Raw genomic sequence first — 20,271 nt, forward strand, 5'->3', positions numbered from 1 at the left:
TCCAGCAACAAGTGGTTACGAGCGCACAATTTTGTACAAAAGCCTGTATATTTTTGTTACAAACAGTATACTAATGGGCTCGAACGTAACAGAAGAAAGAAGACGAGATGAAAAGAAAAAAGCATACCTCGGCCGAAGACGAGGCTCAGATTGATATGACCCCCATGTTGGACATCGTGTTCATCATGTTGATTTTCTTCATCGTAACGACCTCGTTCGTAAAAGAAAAAGGGTTAGACGTAAATCGTCCAGAAGATAATCAAGCGAAAAACGATAAGCCTTCTAAAGCGCTTTCAATTCGTATTGAGGAAGACGGTACAATAATGATGGGTGGACGTGAAGTTGATGTTCGTCGTGTTGTAGCTAACACTCAAACTTATCTTGCCGAAAACAATACTGACACTGCTGCTATCCAAGCCGACGAAGAAGCTGAACACGGCGTTGTGGTAGAAGTAATGAACCAAGTAAAAGTTGCTGGTATATCAAAAGTATCGGTACTGGTTAAGAAGGGATAATTTCTCTGCTTAATCATCAAAAAGCCGCCTTAGGGCTGTCTCTTATACACAAATCCCTACTAAGTAATTAGTGGGGATTTTTTTGAACTCTTCCTTCCAACTCTGATCAGATCTTTCACTTAACTCATTGGGAAAGATTATGATTGATAATGTAGAGTGGGCTGAAAAAACGTTTGGAGAAGCAAATCTAGGAGATCCTCGTCGTACATCTCGTCTGGTAAAATTAGCTGCAACACTTGCCAATACACCAGGAAAGCCTCTTGTGAATATCACTGAATCCCCCGCCGATATGGAAGGAGCATACCGCTTCATTAGAAATGAAAGTGTAGATGCGACTTCAATCGCTGAAACTGGATTTAACGTTACAGCTGTACAAGCTGCGCAACACAAAACATTACTTGCCCTAGAAGATACTACGACCATTTCATACAGCCATAAAAGTATTCGAAACGAACTTGGACACGTGAATCAGGGTAACCGTTGCCGCGGTATGCTTGCCCATAGTGTCTTACTTTTTGCGCCGGAATCACAAGAAATAGTTGGACTGATTGAACAGTCGCGTTGGACACGAGACATAACAACGCGTGGTAAAAGAGCGAAACATGCATCGACACCATACACTGAGAAAGAAGGCTACAAGTGGGAGTCAGCATCAATCAATATGTCAGCAAGACTGGGCGCAAAGATAGATGATGTGATATCCGTCTGTGACCGAGAAGCCGATATCTACGAGTACCTACTTTATAAGCTAACAACTCAGCAGCGGTTTATTGTTCGTTCAATGCAAAGTCGGCACATTGAGGAAGGCGAAAACAAGCTATATCACTATGCCAGTCAGTTAAAAAGTGCAGGGCACAAGCAAATACATATTCCGCAAAAAGGAGGGCGCAAAGCACGAAACGTGACGTTGGATATTGTATTTGCTCCCGTTACGCTCAAGGTTCCTAGCAATAAACGTGGTGAATCACTTCCTTTATACTACGTCGGATGTGTAGAGCGCGGTAATTCAAAAGAGGCGTTATGCTGGCATTTACTGACAAATGAACCCATCACAAATCAAGCGCAAGCACAAAAAATAATTGGCTATTACGAGCATCGTTGGTTAGTAGAAGAATATCATAAGGCGTGGAAAAGTGACGGTACTAATATCGAAGCTTCGCGCTTACAAAGTAAGGAAAACGTTGAGCGTCTAGTCACAATAAACGCGTTTATTGCCGTAAGGATCCTTCAACTCAAATTCGCAAAAGACCGACCGGACGATAGTAGCTGTGAAGAAGTCCTATCACCTAAAGCATGGAAGTTATTATGGTTAAAACGAGTGAGTAAGACACCACCTGACTCAGCCCCCTCAATGAAATGGGCCTATACGGAGCTTGCAAAGCTAGGAGGGTGGAAAGATACAAAAAGAACAGGAAGAGCGTCTGTGAAAGTCATATGGCAAGGATGGTTCAAACTGCAAACCATCCTTGAAGGCTATGAGCTAGCCCTGTCTCTTGATATCGACTTGTGATCAAGAGACAGCCTTAGGGCGGCTTTTTTCGTATTACCCCCTATACCAAAGTATAGATTGCTCAATCGCATGATTTTTAGTTATACTATAAAGTAAGGTTTGTCTGGAAAGCCATGTTGAAAGTGCCGTTCCAGGCTCAGACAATCCTGGAGCAAAATATGAAACTAAAAGCTACTGCTGCATTTGCCGCAGCCCTTATCTCTTCTCCACTTAGCTATGCTGGAACTATCGAGCTAAGCCAAGCGTTCAATTACAACGCTTTCATTTTCAATGATTTTTCAGGCGAACGCTCTGACGTTGAAGGCAAGCTTGCTGTTGGTGGTAATCTGACAGTAGAAGACTTTGACGTTGGTTTATTACTTCCTCAAGATCTGTCTGAAAGCTCGCTATATGTGGGAGGCGATCTTTCCTTTAGCCGCGGTAAAGTTAATGGCGGTCAAACTACTGTTTCAGGTATGGTGGAAGCCAGCTATGTGGAGTTCGCTGGGGCGGTAAATAGCGAGAGCTTTGTGTCTATTGAAGGCGGCTCTGTCTCTAGCGGTGGTATAAATAGCAAAGGGGATGTATCTCTTGTAGATGCAGGAATTAGACAAGGCGATATTGATGCTGAAGGCAGCGTTTTCATAAAAAGTTCTGGTTTAGACGATGGCTCAGTTACCTATGGTAATGAGTTAATTGTAGAAAACGGTAACGCTGGAACATCTGCCTCTGTTAAGGATACAACTAATATTGTCGACGTAGAAAACCTCGATTTCACGACGATGAAAAACGAAGTTATCGCCCAATCAAAAGATTTCGCTGCTCGCGACGTCAACGGTATTACAACACTGTCTTGCGGTTCCCAAACATGTTCCGAAAGTGCAAGTTCACCTATCGATACCATCACTTTTTCTGGCTCTGATGATGTAAACATCTTCTCAATTGATAGTGCGTGGTTTAGTGCCGCTGACAAAGATATTGTGTACGACTTCTCCACTACGAGTATCAATATTATTAACGTATTCGGTAAGGAAGTGGAGCTATTTAATACTGGCTTCTTTAATACTGCTTTTTCACAGGAGAACAGCTACTTCAGAGAGAATGGGCAGTATCGCGATAATGATAATAATGAAAACCAGCGACATGATGGTTTATATACAAACAATATTCTGTTTAATTTCGTCGATGCCACCGACGTTACACTTCACGCCGTGGGCGTAAAGGGAAGTGTTCTTGCTCCTTATGCAGAACTCAGTTTTTACAATGGCCATATAGATGGAAACCTTATCGCCAGTAGTTTGGTAACGCCTGAGGTTGAATTAAAAAACGATAAAGATGAGACCTATCTAGCCCCTACGGGTCAAGTGAACAACTATCGGTTTGGCGCCATAAATGTGAGTGAACCAGCATCGATCGTTCTACTTTTCGGTGCGGGGTGTTTTATGTTAGCACGCAGAAAGAAGACTTCTCGTGATAGTGTGAACTTAAAGCGCGAAACCTTTTAACTTTGGCGAAGATAGCATTAGCTCATCACTGGTGACACCATTACCTTTCCCGCCTCGCCATCTCACTTGAATTCCTGCTTCAAAAGCCTGATATTCAACGGCAAAGGCTTTGCCTAGATAGGCTGCAATTATCCACTCTGGGCTAATACGATATTGTGCTTCTGCTAGGAAGTTTCCACTTAAACCCGTGTCTTTCGAATAAGGCAAGGTAAATTCAGGAGATGCGTCACTCCCCTCATCTGGGAAATTCAGTAGGGGAAATCGAGAGTCTGCTGCTTGCTCAAGTCGAGATATTGCTAAGGCGTTACTAAGCTTAAATTGCCACTCAAGAGCTTCCAGTGTCAGAAGCTCTGAATATAATCCTATAGAAACAAAATAATTGGGGCTGAAATATCCCCCATTGCCATAGGTAAACCCACTGCTGTTATTGTCATACCCTGAGTAACTTGCAAAAGGACCTATGCGCCAGTAATCAATAATATCAGCCACTGAAGATCCTATCTTAGCACCAATATCGTAACTGAGATCGCCGCGAAGCATCAGTGCCTTGTTATCTTCCACAAGATCTCCGTGAAGTGCACTGATTTGTATTGTGCCCGCAGCAGACCAATTTGGGGCTATTTGATAGGCCGCTAACCCTCTAACACCATCTTCGAGAACATAACCCCAAGCGTTTTCATTACGCGCGTTAAAAGATCCAGTCTGACTCAACATACTGTCTCCTTTTGGGTAGCGAAAAACGGTGGCAGCAAGCGTAACATCAGGCAAAAACCAAGTAGCCGAAACTTGCCCTGTTAGCGCTGTATTTACAGGTTGATCAAACATGCCGTATTCTGCGTTTGCATAAACATTAAATCCTACACCTTGATAAGAGACCTCTGCTCTTATTCCCTTGTCTTCAAAACCCGTGATATTATTTGATACGGGAGCAAAGGAGCTACCCACTAAATTATCTCCGAGCCACACGTTTGGCGGGGCCTGGCCGGTGTAAAATTGTTTATAATCTAAGGTAACTTGCCATTGCCATTCTTTGTAGATATCCCCTACTCCAACATAGCTAGTCAAAACATCGAAATTCCCAAGCCCTGCTTGGCCAGAGCGTGAACGGGTGGTCATTCCTGATACTACACTGAAGGCATCCTTGGTTTGAGCGTTGATAGCACGCTTATCAGCATTGTTATAAGACAACAAAAACTGCTTTCTGGGCCAAGCGTTGTTGTTTATCTGAGCTTGACGACTTGTATTTACTATCGAAAATTTTGCCGACAACTGCCTTAATTTAAGTGTATTTTGACTATTCAAACGAACTAACTCATCGGCAACTGCCTTGTCATTCGGGTTCAAGGCCAATACTTTTTCAAAAGCTTCTGTAGCAATAGCTACGCTGCCGTTTTTTGCCGCCGCCCAGCCCAATAATGAAAGCTCACCTTCGGTTAAGCGTCTAATGTTGCTAAGCCGCTGTGCTGCACGAATACTCCCTTTATACTTTTTATCCTCGTAGAGTAAAAGTTGCTGCTGCGCTAAACCGTCTGCGCATCTGCGCAAAAAGTTCTCGGTGCTTATAGCGCAGGCCAACGCATTTGCTTGTACTGATTTATTTTGTGCGTTTAATGATAGATATTGCCCTTCTAAATTTTTCGCTAAAGCAAAGAACTCATAGGCTCTTTGGTAGCCCTTATCATTAAAGCTATTCCATGCTTCTGTCTCGATTAAAGATAAAACAACACCGTTCTCTTTATTTTCTGCAAGCAAGTTGACCAACTTTTCCATGTTACCTTGCGATATAGCCTGCTCAGTTTCCAAAGTAAGAATAGTTTCAATACCTTGGCGTGCCGAGCGTTTGGCTATCTCACTTTTTGCTAATGTTTGCACTCTATTAAACTGGCTTTGGGCGACTGTTAGCTGCCCTCGCTCTATGGCTGTCCATCCCATTAACAAGAGAGAATTTACATCATCGGTACGTTCAGCAATTGTTAGAAGTGCATCAAACTCTTGGTTTGTTATTTTGCGCTCTCGAGGACTTTTAGAGGCAAATACCTCAAGAGGAGTGGCTACAGGTTCCGTGGTCTGTTTACTAAGTGTGCTTAACTTGCCACTTGAGGTTTCAGTCTGTTTGTTTCGAGGCTGGTTAATTTGCGCCAATGCCGCCTGCAAATCGGCAGAGGGTTTCCAAGACGGATAGATATTACGAAGACGCCCAAACTCAGCATTAGCGAGTGCTGTTTGCCCCTGCTCTATATGAAACCATAAACCAGTAACATCCGGTTTCCCCTCTTCTATTGGTGCAAACTCAATATCATTTTTCTCATAGGTGGTTTTAGTTTGCGCATTCGCGTGATAAATCGGTGTCAACGCAAGAGTGATTGCACAGAGTACTGGCAAGGGAGTCAATAAAAGAAGCGATATACCTCGTAGCATTTTTAACATATTACTCACGAGGACATGTCCGATACCGCTAGCATCGATAGCAGCACCAAACTAGCAGAATAATAATCCGTATTGCGATTGAGTATTGGCCACCTCGGCTGTTTTCCGTTATCAATTTTGTTTACCGCCTGAACTACAGCTTTCATTCCAGGAGTCATTGTATAATCAGAAGGCGCCTCATTCTCTAGCTCTAGGGTAGCTGGCTTATTGGGCGAACTCCACCATGTCGTAAATGGCGCCAAAAGAGTGTCTCGCTTTGCGTTCTCGTGAAAGGCTGGCGACCAAACTAAATGCAGTGGGATCCTGATTGCGTTAAATCCAAACTCACCAGCAATAACATTGTCTAGCGAAATTTTACCGTTGTTAATTCGTGTCCAGTCTGAGGGCAGCTTATACGAAGAAAAACTCGCTTCCTGAATTAAGAAGATACCGCTTTCGAATAATGCCTTCCAAACGTCGGGGTTGTCACTGTTTTGCGAAAATGCAGTTAGAGCCGGAAACACCCAATAAGAAAGGTTGAATTGCACACCGCTATCGTCCTTAAACCCCGCTACTCCAGGTAATAAAAGCGTGTAAGGCTCTTGGGCGACAATGAGCTTCTTCTCGATAGTATTAATAATCTTAATAGCTTCGCTTTTATAACCATCAACCCCCCATTTCTCAGCGGCTCGCAATAACGCCCAGGCAATTAGAATATCACCGTCCGATGCATTATTAGGGTCGTCCACACAGGTTCTATTTTTAGCCTCACAAGGTATATATCGCCAGCTAAACAAACCGTCTGGGCGCTGCAATACTCCAACTGTCCATGTCCATAGCTTATCAAACGCCCGCCTATCGTTTGCCGCTACAGAAAATAGCAGACCGTAACCCTGCCCCTCTGAGTGAGAGATATTGTTATTACCAGTATCTATCACCCTACCATCAATAACAAACAGCGCCTTGTAAGCCGAAAAAGCGTTTTCAAACTCTCTATTGCCAGTTTTTGCACAGGACGTCAGCATGATCACTATTCCCAACACCCAAAACCAACGTGTATTTTTTACCATGTCTCTTGTACTTTTTGATTGCGACGCTTGAGCAATAGGTAAATTAACAAGCTCACGATGAATACCAAGACGACAAAGCCAACCAGCCAGTACCATGGGTTATTAGAAAGCCAAAGCCTTAGCTGCAGCCACGCGTCATCAGACTCTCCTATTTCATAGGTTTCGCTCACCTGCATGACAAGAGATGGTGAATTATCATCACTCCAAGCGAAAAAATCTCCGGCCAGCTGTCCCCACATAGATAAGCTCACTAAGTCATTTACCCTTTCGTTTAGCAGCTCTGCTGTTTCGGCTGCAAGAATAAATAGTGTGTCCTCACTTTGTGGGTTAGCATGCGCAGTAAGAATAGCCTGCGGTCCTAAATCGCTCTTTTGAACAATATTTCCGTCAATCTTCATGGCTTTAAAACTCATATCCTGAGTTGCGTTTCTAATGCGATTGTGAAGACTATTTTGTAAACGATAAGACCATTTTTTGGTTGCTTCTATTGCCGTTGTAAATTCAGTCTGCTGAACCTGCGATAACGACTCTGGCGTACCTAAAATAATGGCAGAACCTTTCCTACCTTCGGGCATCTCAGTAGTAATAGACATATTCAATAAAGGCGCTTTTACTACCTGAGCAAGCTTGGCACTTAAGGTCAGCGCACTGTCGATAAAGTCTTGTGATGGTATAACAATGGTAGAGGCAGGTGCAGACTCAAACCGCGCTAGTGGATAACCAGTTTCGCCGAACAGGGCTAAATTGGGTTGCACTGCCACATGCCCCGCATCAGGAAGGTCAATGGCTGAGGAGTTCTCTAATTGGAAAACTAGGTGTTTCCCTGCAACTTCATCGCAGGGCACTCCAGCTAATGGCGCGCGTAACGTGACGTTAAAATCAATGTTATTAACACCGCCTTTTAAATATCTCGCAGGTACTGAGAGTTTATAATTTTTAAATACTTGCCCATTAGGATTATCTAGCGCAAGACCGTGAATTAACTCGTCATTAACTTTGACATTCAACACGGTTCCGGGGCCGTTCCCGGCTCCGTAACCAAAGTTAAGTAGCAGCCCTACGCTTGCATTTTCAGGTACATAGAAGTCGGCAGGTAACGTAAATGAAGCCCGTTTAGAGAAATCACCTTCATCTCTAAACTGTGCACCAGATATACCTAAATCTTGGAAAGTGTAAGTATTGTCTGGCGCCGCAATATGGTGCTTTTGCATTCGCGTAGCGTCCATACCCGATAAAGAAAGAACCGATATTTGAGAAACCATATTTATGGAATCATCCATTACCGCAAGCGCTTCCGCCGCTTTGTGCACGTCTTCTGTAGTGATACCACTAACGATAAGGCGATAGGTAGAAGGTATAATCACTCGATCGCCAATTGAAAACGCGGGGGTGACTTGAGTGTTTAAGTACGGGCCATCAATTGAGTCCACCTGAGTATCTGATAATACGGGTGACAAGGACGCCGCTGTTCCCACTAAAACATGTAAAGGCTCAGTGATGCTTTTGATATTACCCAATAATGTGTCTTGGTTTTTTCTGACCTGTGTTGTGTACCAAGCTGAGCGTTCATATCGCTGAATATTTTTATCCATCCAACTTTGATTTGTTGTGTCGCCTAGTTCAGGTAACACATACCCTTCAGGAAAAGTTGCATGTTGAATCGCTAGAGGCTGATATTGATTTCTAAGTGCGAGGCCTTGGCTTACCAATGAGAGTGTACGTTGCTTAATATCGTCTTCGGTGTCTGTTGCTGTCACTAGAGACACAGCACGTACTCCGCCAATTCCTGGGTTGAAGAAACCGTTCAATTTATCGAAGGTGAAATTGCTTACGTTATTCGTAGTTGATATTTGCAGTGTGGAATTATACATATTGACTTCGCTCCACAACTCGGGAGCGCTACCATCGACACATTGATTAGCATAGTGTTGGCTAACCTCTAATGTAAGTGTATTAAAGCCATCTCGCCATAATGCATTGGGAACTTTCACTTCAGAAATCAGCGATGGACGTGCGGGATCGAATCTTATCTGACCTATAGTGGCGTTATTAAACCGCACTACGAGTTGGGAGCGCTTTTCTATCAAGGCTCTGGAGCTAACTACGTCTAGTGTAAGCACCGCCTCTTTAACATCAGCTATTGAAGACAGAGGAATAGCAAAGTCCAACGAGTCTGCCTTTCCCTCTAGTCTAATAATACTTTCACCTGCGAAAAAGTCTGTTAAGCGGTAGGTACTTGTCTCGGCTTGCACAGTGAGTGCGAAAAGCAAGCTCAACAGCAAAGTAGAATATATTCTTATCATTATTTATTCCTTGGCAGAACTTATTTTGTGACTTATTTTTTTAGTCATTTTCTCCACTGCATGCATGAAATGAAGAAAAGCTGGCTTTAAACCCACACTGAGTACGTGTTTAGCACCATACCAGTATGTTATCGCACGCGTTCTCCTTCGCTGAAAAGACATCCATCTTCTACTATCCGCTAGCGCAAAAGCTACAATCTCACTGTGCTCTCTTTCTGTACAGGGTGTAAATTGAACACGGAGTAAAGACAACTTGCTGTCATAGTTTAAGACCTTTACTGGCAGGTCCACGTTCTTATTTAAAGCCTGACACCAAGCCGTCAGAGTTGCTTCTTCCGAAAATAATGCTCCCTCACCTTTCAATCTCATTCTAGCACCACCAATAGAAAGGTCTACAAGATCACCAACCCAAGCGTTTCCTTTGATTGTTCGTATCACTACATTATTTGTTGCGGGTAAACGAGCTTGAGAGCGTACTTGCTTTCGCTCTAATAGAACACTCAATACCGACAATAAAAGCAAAAGGTTGAACCCGTTCCACAACATAACGACAACGGTTAACTCTCTAGTGAGTGGGTCTGAAAAGAATTTTATTAACCCAGTGAAGAAGGCAAATAACAATATAAAAATAAGCCAATAAAAAACACTGGCTAATGGCGATACAAATGTTTTATCTAGGCTCTCACCTTTTGGAGTAACCACGAAAGAAGGCGCTCGAGGCTTCAAAAAGACTTTTATAAGAGCTTTCAATGTGAACGCACATTGAAGTATTTCGTATATTTCAGATACCAAGGGCCATCGTGTCCTACCGAACAACATGGTGGAAATCATATAAGTAGCGATTACATGAGGAATAGTGTAAGCCAAAATCTCGAGCATTGAAGCGTGATAAACCTGCAGCCCAAATACAAGATAGGCCAATGGCATCAATAAGAAAATGATACGAGCGAAGGGAAACAACCAAAACATAATAGAGCTCATATATCCAACGCGCTGATACCACTTGAGGCCCTCGGATTTGAAGGGCTTCTTTAACAAAAGAATTTGAGTCATTCCTTGAGCCCAGCGCATTCGTTGTTGTATGAATGCATCAAAAGTTTCTGGGGCAAGACCACTGACCATTGGCCTGTCAACATAAACAGATTCATAGCCCAATTTGTGTAAATCTAATGCGGTTTCAGCATCTTCGGTTATTGACTCGCCAGAAATACCACCTACAAGCTCAAGATGCGCTCTTCTCATTAAAGCGGCTGAACCACAGAAAAATGAGCTTCCCCAGTAATCTAAGCCTTTTTGTATGGTGCCATAAAACATATCATTTTCGGATGGCATTCGAGTGAATGCTGAAAAGTAATTTCTTTCAACGGGGTCTGGATTCGCCATGAAATGGGGTGTCTGTACTAGGAAAACGTTATCATTTTTTAACATCCAAGGTACTGTTCTATCGAGAAAGTCCGATGTGGGCACGTGATCAGCGTCAAGAATGACAATGAGGTCACTTCTTGTGTTATTTATCGCACTATTCACATTACCCGCTTTTGCAAACTCATTTTTTGCGCGCGTGTGATAGGTAATGTTATGTTTCTCACAAAGCTTTTGAAGTTTGATACGACGGGCTTTCGCCTTTGATGCGGCGATTTCATCCTTCGCATTAATTTTCTGATCAGTCCCCCCGTCATCTAATAAGTGAATAAATAACTTATCCTTCGGATAATCGAGTACCTTCGCTGCTCTTATAGTCACTTCAAGAATATCAACGTCTTCATTGTATGTAGGTATCATGACATCGACTGAGGGAAGCCCTTCTGTATTTATTCCCTTTAATGTAAGTAGTGGTCTATTGAGAGGAAATGCGTTTACGATTGCGCCTAGGACTGAAGTGACACCTGCATAAATTTCAGCAATAAATAAAAGCCAAACAGCAATAGCGGAAATGAGGTCGGTGTAGGTAAGCGTGTATAAACCGCGCCAAAGAAGATAGCGCGTAGTTAAAGCAGTCCCTAAGACAAGTGCTAAAACACGAAAAAAATTTTTATACTTTTGAGTTTGTCGGGCTTCTTTACTACACCACCCAATGGTGAGTATAACAATTGACGATGCAAACAATTGGCCGATAGCATCCATAGGCGCCAATAAAAACGCACCTAGTAACAAGCAAGCAATAAGTACTACACTTACATATCTCTCTTTAAATATAAGCCTTTCATGTTGCGAATTGTCCAAAGCTGCGATCCACTACGTTTAGTTTAGTTACACTTGCGTAGTTCGCTCTATTTATCAAAGTCAGACCATCGTCAGTAACTTCGACTTCATAATTACTCTTATAAAAAAGTCTAGAAATGTTATCTCGTTGCTGCATTGCACTCTTGCTAGCAATGAAACATATCGGATAAATGGCTAGACCCGTAACAGCAACCAACAAGAGTCCGTAAAAGATCATTGGAGGTATCGTTGGTGCCGTGAATAGAGAAAAAACAAGTGTCGACAAGCAAGTAACTGTTAATATACCAGCAATTTTACGTAAACGAGTAGCGTTGTTGAGCTCTTTTTCGGATTTTTGGAGCAATTGCAGTCTTTTCTGCCAAAGGGCCTGCGTTTCGACGTAAGAGTTGTCTTCCTCTATAGTGCATCGAGCTGTTTGTTTAGTCTCGCTTTCAAGTTGCATTTGCTGCTTTGCATACTCATAGATGCTGATAGGTGTACAATCACAAAGCGAGTGTTCGAGTAATCTCTCAGAATTGGTTTTTTGACCGATATAACTCGTATCAAGTTTCTTAATCACGTTTTGACTCCACAGAGGCTTGGTAAGAGCCTATAGTGTGGCCTGACAAAAAAACATCGCTCACTTCATACAATGTAATGAGAAACAATACGTGTAATGACATAATAGTATCAATTCAACTTTCGGATAAAAAACAAGCAAACTGAGGGGGGGGGGGAGAAAGAAATCTAGAGCCGTAAATACTCTCAACGTAAGTAAAATTCGACATTAATTTTTGTATCGACCATTATCGAGGCTTCTTAGAAGAAGCTATCTTTTTAATTTACTAATTATGCTTATCAGGTTGCTTATATTAAACACAGTGCCAAATATGCTTCCCACTGAGATGGCGTAGATTAAACCCAACGACTCAGCAACTAAAAATGTTCTTCTTATTTTATGTGTGTCTCTAATGACAATTGAGCCGATGGTGAATATCAAAGACGAGGCGTAGGCAATAAAAATATTCCAGTGGTGGTTTAAGAAAAACCACTCGTAGCACAAAAAGCCGATGTTGATCCCGATGAATGCAAACAAGATAAGGTTGCTTCTATTTTTTATTGCAATGATGTTACGAACGCTTGCGAGCAGTGTGCCCACGCCTGCAGCCATAGCGTCTAGCATAAAGAAATGGGCACTTAAACTTGCTAACGCAAAGGCTGATAGAACCAGGTATCTGTCTACATTATTCTGTCTATACCCAATGAAGTTAAGAACTACAGCAAGTGCGCCAAACGCTTCTGCTACCACCATCATGAATTTATCTCTCTAAAAGTATGCGTTAAAAGTACGTATTAAAAGTTGAGGTAAAACGCCTGGCATAATGCTTTAAAGTCCGGTGTGTACGTACCTTCGAGCTCTCGTATAGATAACTCTTGTTCAGCTTGCATCCGTGAAGTTAGCGTCTGTTCCTGTCCCTGTACCTTTGAGGTATCGTCACCAGAATGGGCTTGAAAACGAAACGCACACAGGTAGGGATCACTTTCATTGTTGTGTTTTACTGTTAATTGTTCGGCGAGAGAAAATCCACATGAAAAGGCAGCCTGTTTTATTTCTTCAACACGTTGAAATGGATATAGACAATACAGGCTTCCGCCATTCTTTAGATGTGACGCACTAAACTGAAAAAGCGCTAGGGGTGTAAGCAAGCGAGTTTGTCTTGCAACTGTTCTCGATTTAGTTTGAGTATGGTAGGCATTTGTAGACTTATTCGCATGCTCAAAATAAGGAGGGTTTGAAACAATAATATCAAAGCGCACTTCCGGCTCATATTCATCAAGAGCCTGATGGAGAACAGTAATCTTATTAGGCCACTTCGACACTCTCACATTATCTCGAGCCTGCTCTGCCGCGTTTTTATCAACCTCAAGGGCCAAGATTTTAGCAGATTCTACGGTTTCCTGCGCTAGCATTAACGCTAGAATTCCTGTCCCTGTTCCAATATCCAATAATGACTGCGCATTGTTTGGCGCTACCCAGCTTCCCAATATTAAGCTGTCAGTATTGACCTTCATGGCACATTTATCTTGTGCCACATTAAATTGTTTACAACGGAACATAATTTCAGGCTACACATTAAGCAGGGAGAAAAACACAGCATGGTATTTTACCTTATACCAGCATTTGATCATATTGTGTTTAGACATATTACGTTTAGTTAATGAGCTTCTTCAATTCTATTGGCTTCTCTGTTTACGCGGTTACTGCGTTAGCCCTGTTATGCTGTTTCGCCTGAAGCTTAGTATCCCTATTTGTAGCTAACGCTACCACTTCTGCAACGACATCATATTTCTAGCGACATCTATTGGAGCAACAGGTCGGTATTTTTTTAACGGCCCTTTCATGATCGACTGCCAAATAGGCGCGGTTTTTTGCGCGACATCCTCAAGTAACCGAGGCTCACCTCGATCGCCTAACAGCAATGAAGGTCTTACCGCCGAGGCGTTCGGCAACTGCGGCATGCGCATTATCGCATTTTCTAATTCACCTTTAACTCTTAAATAAAAATTACTGCTTTTAGCATCGGCACCAACCGAGGATATCCAAACGAAGCTGTCGGCTCTCTGGGCACGAGTTAACTGTGCGGCAACGTGCACATACTCAAAATCTACTCGCCTAAAGGCTTTCTTAGATCCTGCTTTTTTTAGCGTTGTGCCAAGGCAGCAATACACATGATTTACACTAAAGTACCCTTGGTAGTCTTGAAGATTTTCAAAATCAATCACCACCGGCTTCAATCGATTGTGAGGGTCGTAGAACATTTGTGACGAAAGTGGCTTGCGTACTAAACACGTCACTTCGTTGTAGCGTCTATCTTGTAAAAGCATATTTACAAGTGTTCGTCCTACTAAACCTGTCGCTCCTAGCACCATTGCGGATTTCATACATTGCACCTTGTATCATGAGATGGTTTCTCTACAATCTAACCTTCGACAGTAAAATATGCAGATAAAAATGAAAAAAGCCCTTTTAATTGGAGCCGCTATGCTCTCTACTGCTTTACACGCTGAAACGCTCACTATTGAGCGAATTTTCTCATCTCCTTCATTAGACGGCAGCGCGCCGCGCACCCTCAAAGTATCACCCGACGGTGCACGCGTTACGTTTTTGAAAGGTAAACAAACAGACTACGAACGCCTCGACCTGTGGGAGTATCACATTGACAGCGGCGAAACACGTATGTTGTTTAACTCTAACGACCTACAAAGCGGTGAAGAAGTGCTTTCCGATGAAGAGAAAGCTCGCCGTGAACGCATGCGCTTAAAAGGCAGCGGCATTGTCAGTTACGAGTGGTCCGATGATGGGACAGCGTTACTGTTCCCTATGGGCGGCGATGTTTATTACCACAAACTGGGTGAAAAAGGCGCTAAACAACTCCTCGACACCGATGCCTTTGAAACAGATATTAAACTCTCTCCAAAGGGCAATTACATCTCTTACATTCGCGACCAAAATCTTTTCGTAAAACATATCGCCTCAGGTAAAGAGATGGCCATCACTAAAGAGGGTGGCGGAAATATCAAATTCGGTATGGCAGAGTTTGTGGCTCAAGAAGAAATGAGCAGAATGACAGGTTATTGGTGGTCTCCCGACGAGAGTAAAATTGCATTCACGAAGGTGGATGAAACACCTGTAGAAGTAATTACGCGCTCGGAAATTTATGCTGATGATATTAAACTCATTGAACAAAAATACCCCAAGGCGGGCACACCTAATGCAATAGTAGAACTAGCTATTCAGTCTCTAAATACGGATGAGCGCACTTGGGTTGATATGGGCGAGAACAAAGATGTTTATCTCGCTCGAGGCCAATGGATGCCAGACAGCACCACATTTACCTATCAATGGCAAACCCGCAACCAGCAAACCCTTGAACTGCGTGCTTTCAATACAAAGACAAAATCGCAAAATGTATTATTAACCGAACGCAGCAATACGTGGGTTAATTTGCACGATGACCTTTTCTTTTTAAAAGACAAAGGCCAATTTGTATGGGCTTCTGAAAGAGACGGCTTTAAGCATCTGTACTTATTCGATAACAGCGGTAAGCTGATTAAACAACTCACACAAGGTGAATGGGTAGTTGACAGTATAGAAGCGATAGACACCGTCAACAATCGCCTCTATTTCTCTGGTAGAAAAGATACTCCGTTAGAAAGTCATATTTATGTTGTACCGCTTGATAGCGAAGACAGCGCAGCCACTATTACTCGTATTACCGAGTTAGGCGCGTACCATGACGCAACATTTAGCAGCGATGCTTCAATTTTTATCGACCGATTCTCTACAGTTAACTCTCCTTTTCAAGTTAGCTTAAACGACGCCTCTGGCGAGCGAATTACTTGGCTTGAAGAAAACAAAGTAGAAAAAGGACACCCGCTTTATACTTATATGGACAGTTGGGCCAAACCTGAATTTGGCGATATCAAAACCAAAGACGGAGCAACGCTGAAGTATCGTATTTACAAGCCAGAAAGCGCGGTTGAGAACCCAAATAAGAAACACCCTGTTATTGTTTACTTATATGGCGGTCCACATGCTCAAGTTGTAACAAATAAGTGGGCGGGGAATCGCGGTTTACTTATGCAGCACTGGGTTGACCAAGGCTTTGTTGTGTTTACGCTAGACAACCGCGGCTCTAATTACCGAGGTAAAGCTTTTGAAGATCCAATTTACAAAAAAATGGGCTCTATAGAAGTTGATGATCAAGTCGCGGGCGTTGAATATTTGCGAACCCTGCCGTTCGTTGACGCAGACAAAATTGGTATTCATGGTCACAGTTACGGTGGCTATATGACACTTATGACAATGTTTAAAGCGGGTGACTATTTCAGTGCCGGCGTTTCTGGGGCTCCAGTGACCGACTGGCGCTTATATGATACCCATTATACCGAGCGTTACATGGGTAATCCAAACACAGAAAATGATGCGTATACTGCTTCCTCTGTGTTCCCTTATGCGAAAGACCTAAAGGGTGACTTGTTAATTTATCATGGAATGGCAGATGACAACGTGCTGTTCACCCATTCAACCATGTTGTACAAGCACCTGCAGGACTTAGCTATTCCTTTTGAAACTATGGATTACCCAGGTAAAAAGCATGGCCTTAGAGGTAAGCAAACCGGCATTCACTTATACAAAACCATAACAAACTTTTTTGAACGAACGCTAAAGTAAAAAATAGTTGAGGTTTTAATGATGAAGAGCGGGCTTTACTATAAGCCCGCTCTTTTTTTATGAGAACATTTGCGAGGCTAAGTTCTTCTGTACCGCTTGGGCAGATGAAGCGCTTAGTTCTATTTCGATGGCGTCAGATTTTCCAGATAACCAAATTTTGAGTTCTGCATCTGTGTCAAAATGCCCTGCTGTTTCAACAATAAACTGAGTAATCGACTTATACGGAATAGAGTGATAATTCACTTTTCGCCCCGTAAGCCCTTGCTTGTCGATTAAAATTAAACGCTTATTTGTAAACACACTCAAATCTCTTACAAGCTTAAATGCCGATGTAACCGTTTCGTTGTCTGCTAGGATAGGAGATAACTCTTCTTGTACGTCTTCAGCACTAGTTTCACTAGCATTTCCCATAATAGTGTCGAACAAACCCATACTCTTATTCCTTTTAGGCTGAGGCGAGTTTAACTCGCCATTGAACTCTATGCGCTAAGGGCTTGGGCTTATCAAGCGCGAAACCTTGTCCAAAGTCTACCTGAAGCTCTCTAAGAACATCCGTGGTCGCCTCATCAACTACAAACTCAGCAACGGTTTTCTTACCCATGCTATGCGCAATGTTGTTTATAGCAGTTACTGTAGCACGGTCGATAGGATCGTAAACAATGTTTCGCACAAACGAGCCGTCAATTTTCACATAGTCTACGTCGAGATTTTTCAAATACGTAAACGACGACATACCCGCACCAAAGTCATCTAGTGCAAAGCTACAACCAAGGTCTCTTAGTGTTGAAATGAAATCTCGCGCCGCATTGAGATTGGTTACGGCAGTGGTTTCTGTTATTTCGAAACAGATCTTTTCAGCGGGCACTGTAGTGCTTTGAATGAGTTGCGCTATTTTTTGCAGCGCAACGTCATCACCTAAGGTTATTCCCGAAAGGTTTATCGCCACTTTCCCAACGTTATCTAAATGAGAGGGGTGAGCTTCTAAAATGCGAATTGTATTTTTCACCACCCACATATCTACCTTGCTCATCAACCCGTGACGTTCGGCCAAGGGGATGAATAGCCCTGGGCTCACCAAACTACCCGCTTCGTTACGAAGGCGCAGTAAAATTTCGTAATGCTGTAGGTGCGTGGTTTTCGAGGCATTTTTATGACAAAGCGGCATAACTGCCTGACTAAACAACTCAAAACCATCGTGCTGTAGGGCCCTGTGTAGAATTTGGAGAAGACTGTTCTCGTTGTCGTCAATAGCATTTTGGTTGTCGCTATCACTATGAATAACATACCGATTTCGACCTAGCTGTTTTGCTTTGTAACAGGCGTTATCTGCTGCTTTTATCAGCGACTCTGCGCTTTTTGTGTTGGCATTAATTTCGATTACACCAATACTTGCGCCAATAAAAAACATTTTATCGTCGTAAAAGAAACGGTAGCTCGATATGCTCTCAAGTAAGTTATCTAGTCGCTTTTTAACGTCGTCTATGCACTGATTCTTGAAAATAATACAAAACTCATCGCCGCCTATTCTCGCTAATAGATCGTAGGATCGAACGTGGTTTTCAAAAATCCCCGCAACTTCTTTCAGCAGTTTGTCGCCCGCAGGGTGCCCGCAGCTGTCATTAACAAGCTTAAAGCGGTCCATGTCGATAAAGCACATCACGCTTTCTTTGCTTGTGTTGCCTGTTTGGGGGCTTGTTTGAGGTTGTATTGTTGGTTGTATTTGCCCAGTGCTTTCTTTGACTAAGCTAATTTCATTTTTCAAAGGTCCAGTATCGAGAAAATCGACAACGCGGATTTCTTTTAAAATGTTTCGAAGCGTTGCATCAAAGGCATAACGATTGAGCAAGCCAGTTAACTGGTCGTGATTGGCTTGAAACGTTACCTTTTCCTGTAGCGCGAGCTCTTCGGTAACATCTCGTGCTATCCCTTCTATGGCGATAATGCGCTTGTTCTCATCGAGTATGGGGGTGTCTGAAAACTCGATAATACACTCTCGCCCCTGATGATTGGCGTACCTTACCAAATAAGGTGAAGGCTTTTGCCCATGTGCTATCAAGCGACGTATTTCTAAAGTTTCATCGGGAATTTGACGCACGAACTTTGGTTCGTTGTTGCAAAAGTCATCAGGCTCATACCCAAGCAGCTGCTCAACTCCAGCACTGACATAGGCAAACCTATGGTTGCTCTTTTTGGTGTAAACAAAGTGTCGACGCATACCATCAACCAGTCGTCTGTATCGTTCTTCGCTGTGAGCTAAATCCTGCTGTGCTTTAAAGCGTTCAGAAACATCTCTCACTGTAATAGCGATATTATCCCCTGCTTTTACCACCTGCACTTTCAGCCAGTCTGGTGTTATCTCTTTATTTTCGACGGCTACGTAAGCTTCATAGGGAGTGCCGGTTTTTGCGACATGGGCTACTTTCGTTAAAATATCGCCAAGCGCTAAAAACTGTGCCTGTTGTGCTAACGTCATTGCTTTAAGCTTTTCGATAACGCCCTTGAAAATAAACGCACTGTGCGAGTTCGACTCAACTAAAACATAGTCGTCCTCATTAGGCTGATAGATTAATAGCGCATCTAAAGAAGCTTCACTTGCTGTCACGTAACGCTGCTGACTATCTGACAGTCGCACGGCGCCTTTAAGCTGCTTATGAAAAATGTAACTTACCAAGACAGACATAAGTAAGCCCACTGCAATAACGAGCATGCCAGGGTTATATGGGCTAAGCTGCGACTGCATCGATAAAGAAATCGGCCGCTCTAGAAACTGAAATTCGGGAAGCGTTATTTGCGTACCGTCGCTAACAAACTCACCGCTCTGAAAAAGAACTTCTTCTTGCGCAGTAAGTTCGAAGTTAAATTGAGGGCCTACCAACTCACCTAGCATCACGCCTAAGATAGTTTGTACATCAAACCCTGCCACTATGTAGCCGTGCTCTGGCTCTTGCGGGCTAATGCTACGCCCAATCAAAATATAGTGGTGTTGAGTTAATTCTGAAAACGTTAGCGTACTGGTGAATGTCTCTGTTACAGCATCGATAGTCATGCCTACCGCTGCCATGGGCTTACCAATGAGGGCATTTGAAATACGTGTTTTAGCGGCAACTGGTGGCGTAGCTACCCATTCAATTCGCCGGTCAGCATTAATATACACGAGAGAACTGAATCCTCGCTGCATCCCCATTAATGACATAGATTGGGCATTGAACCAGTCTTTTTTGTTTGGTTCAAAAGAGGGCCACGTGCGCATCAAATTAGTTACGGCCTGAATACGCTCTGTAGAAAAGACTTCTAGGCTGATCATGACTTGCTCAGCCACCGACTGCGCTTTTGATATCCTTGCGCTTTTTTCTTCCTTTTTTATATAAACACCGGCAGATACGAATAACACCGCAAGAAAAATGAATAACATCAATGGCAATGCATATACCCGATGATTCATTTGTTTAAACATAGCGTCATCTCAAAATAATTAGCGCTAAATAGTAGCGTTCAAATATTAAATTAATATGAACTACCCCCATTCGCTCCCGCAAAACAGGCAG

At 42.9% G+C, this 20,271-nt stretch carries 14 protein-coding genes; 4 read left to right on the plus strand and 10 right to left on the minus strand.

All coding sequences use genetic code 11. From position 1 onward, the window contains the following. Positions 1 to 107 precede the first annotated feature (107 nt). The 3 genes from CW735_RS16340 (at position 108) to CW735_RS16350 (ending at position 3,509) form a co-directional block, all read left to right on the plus strand. Positions 108 to 515, plus strand: a complete 408-nt coding sequence (locus CW735_RS16340; RefSeq protein WP_071980617.1) for an ExbD/TolR family protein — start codon at positions 108 to 110, stop codon at positions 513 to 515. 139 nt (positions 516 to 654) lie between these two features. After that, complete coding sequence (locus tag CW735_RS16345) at positions 655 to 2,025, plus strand: IS4-like element ISUnCu9 family transposase (protein ID WP_100970794.1); 1,371 nt, start codon at positions 655 to 657, stop codon at positions 2,023 to 2,025. A 158-nt stretch (positions 2,026 to 2,183) separates the two neighbouring features. Continuing rightward, positions 2,184 to 3,509, plus strand: coding sequence for a choice-of-anchor A family protein (locus CW735_RS16350; RefSeq protein WP_100972948.1), 1,326 nt, complete (start codon positions 2,184 to 2,186; stop codon positions 3,507 to 3,509). Here CW735_RS16350 and CW735_RS16355 read toward each other — a convergent pair. From CW735_RS16355 to CW735_RS16390, 8 genes are all read right to left on the minus strand, one after another. After that, complete coding sequence (locus CW735_RS16355; protein WP_100972949.1) at positions 3,489 to 5,936, minus strand: cellulose synthase subunit BcsC-related outer membrane protein; 2,448 nt, start codon at positions 5,934 to 5,936, stop codon at positions 3,489 to 3,491. The two genes, CW735_RS16350 and CW735_RS16355, sit on opposite strands and share 21 nt — an antisense overlap. 5 nt (positions 5,937 to 5,941) lie before the next feature. Beyond that, positions 5,942 to 6,985, minus strand: a complete 1,044-nt coding sequence (locus CW735_RS16360; protein ID WP_100972950.1) for a glycosyl hydrolase family 8 — start codon at positions 6,983 to 6,985, stop codon at positions 5,942 to 5,944. Then, positions 6,979 to 9,288 (minus strand): cellulose biosynthesis cyclic di-GMP-binding regulatory protein BcsB, encoded by a 2,310-nt coding sequence (locus CW735_RS16365; RefSeq protein ID WP_071980620.1) that lies wholly within the window; start codon positions 9,286 to 9,288, stop codon positions 6,979 to 6,981. Before CW735_RS16365 ends, CW735_RS16360 begins: the two co-directional genes overlap by 7 nt. Before the next feature lie 3 nt (positions 9,289 to 9,291). Continuing rightward, a complete protein-coding gene (bcsA, locus tag CW735_RS16370; protein WP_071980621.1) occupies positions 9,292 to 11,511 on the minus strand; it encodes a UDP-forming cellulose synthase catalytic subunit in 2,220 nt (739 codons plus the stop codon). Next, positions 11,492 to 12,070: a DUF2975 domain-containing protein gene (locus tag CW735_RS16375; protein ID WP_083595312.1), complete on the minus strand. Its 579-nt coding sequence runs from the start codon at positions 12,068 to 12,070 to the stop codon at positions 11,492 to 11,494. Before CW735_RS16375 ends, bcsA begins: the two co-directional genes overlap by 20 nt. Before the next feature lie 249 nt (positions 12,071 to 12,319). Next, positions 12,320 to 12,805: a YgjV family protein gene (locus CW735_RS16380; protein WP_071980622.1), complete on the minus strand. Its 486-nt coding sequence runs from the start codon at positions 12,803 to 12,805 to the stop codon at positions 12,320 to 12,322. 38 nt (positions 12,806 to 12,843) lie between these two features. Further along, complete coding sequence (locus CW735_RS16385; protein ID WP_157812715.1) at positions 12,844 to 13,563, minus strand: tRNA1(Val) (adenine(37)-N6)-methyltransferase; 720 nt, start codon at positions 13,561 to 13,563, stop codon at positions 12,844 to 12,846. A 249-nt stretch (positions 13,564 to 13,812) separates the two neighbouring features. Further along, positions 13,813 to 14,433: an NAD(P)H-binding protein gene (locus tag CW735_RS16390; protein ID WP_100972952.1), complete on the minus strand. Its 621-nt coding sequence runs from the start codon at positions 14,431 to 14,433 to the stop codon at positions 13,813 to 13,815. Between the two features lie 70 nt (positions 14,434 to 14,503). Between CW735_RS16390 and CW735_RS16395 the strand changes: the two genes are divergently transcribed. Further along, positions 14,504 to 16,726, plus strand: a complete 2,223-nt coding sequence (locus CW735_RS16395) for a S9 family peptidase (RefSeq protein ID WP_100972953.1) — start codon at positions 14,504 to 14,506, stop codon at positions 16,724 to 16,726. Positions 16,727 to 16,783: 57 nt separating this feature from the next. Here CW735_RS16395 and CW735_RS16400 read toward each other — a convergent pair whose 3' ends face one another. Then, positions 16,784 to 17,158, minus strand: a complete 375-nt coding sequence (locus CW735_RS16400) for a PH domain-containing protein (protein WP_071980626.1) — start codon at positions 17,156 to 17,158, stop codon at positions 16,784 to 16,786. Between the two features lie 13 nt (positions 17,159 to 17,171). Then, complete coding sequence (locus tag CW735_RS16405) at positions 17,172 to 20,180, minus strand: putative bifunctional diguanylate cyclase/phosphodiesterase (protein WP_100972954.1); 3,009 nt, start codon at positions 20,178 to 20,180, stop codon at positions 17,172 to 17,174. Positions 20,181 to 20,271: the final 91 nt, after the last annotated feature.

Origin of the sequence: Alteromonas sp. MB-3u-76, assembly GCF_002831605.1 — a bacterium.
GTDB lineage: Bacteria > Pseudomonadota > Gammaproteobacteria > Enterobacterales > Alteromonadaceae > Alteromonas > Alteromonas hispanica.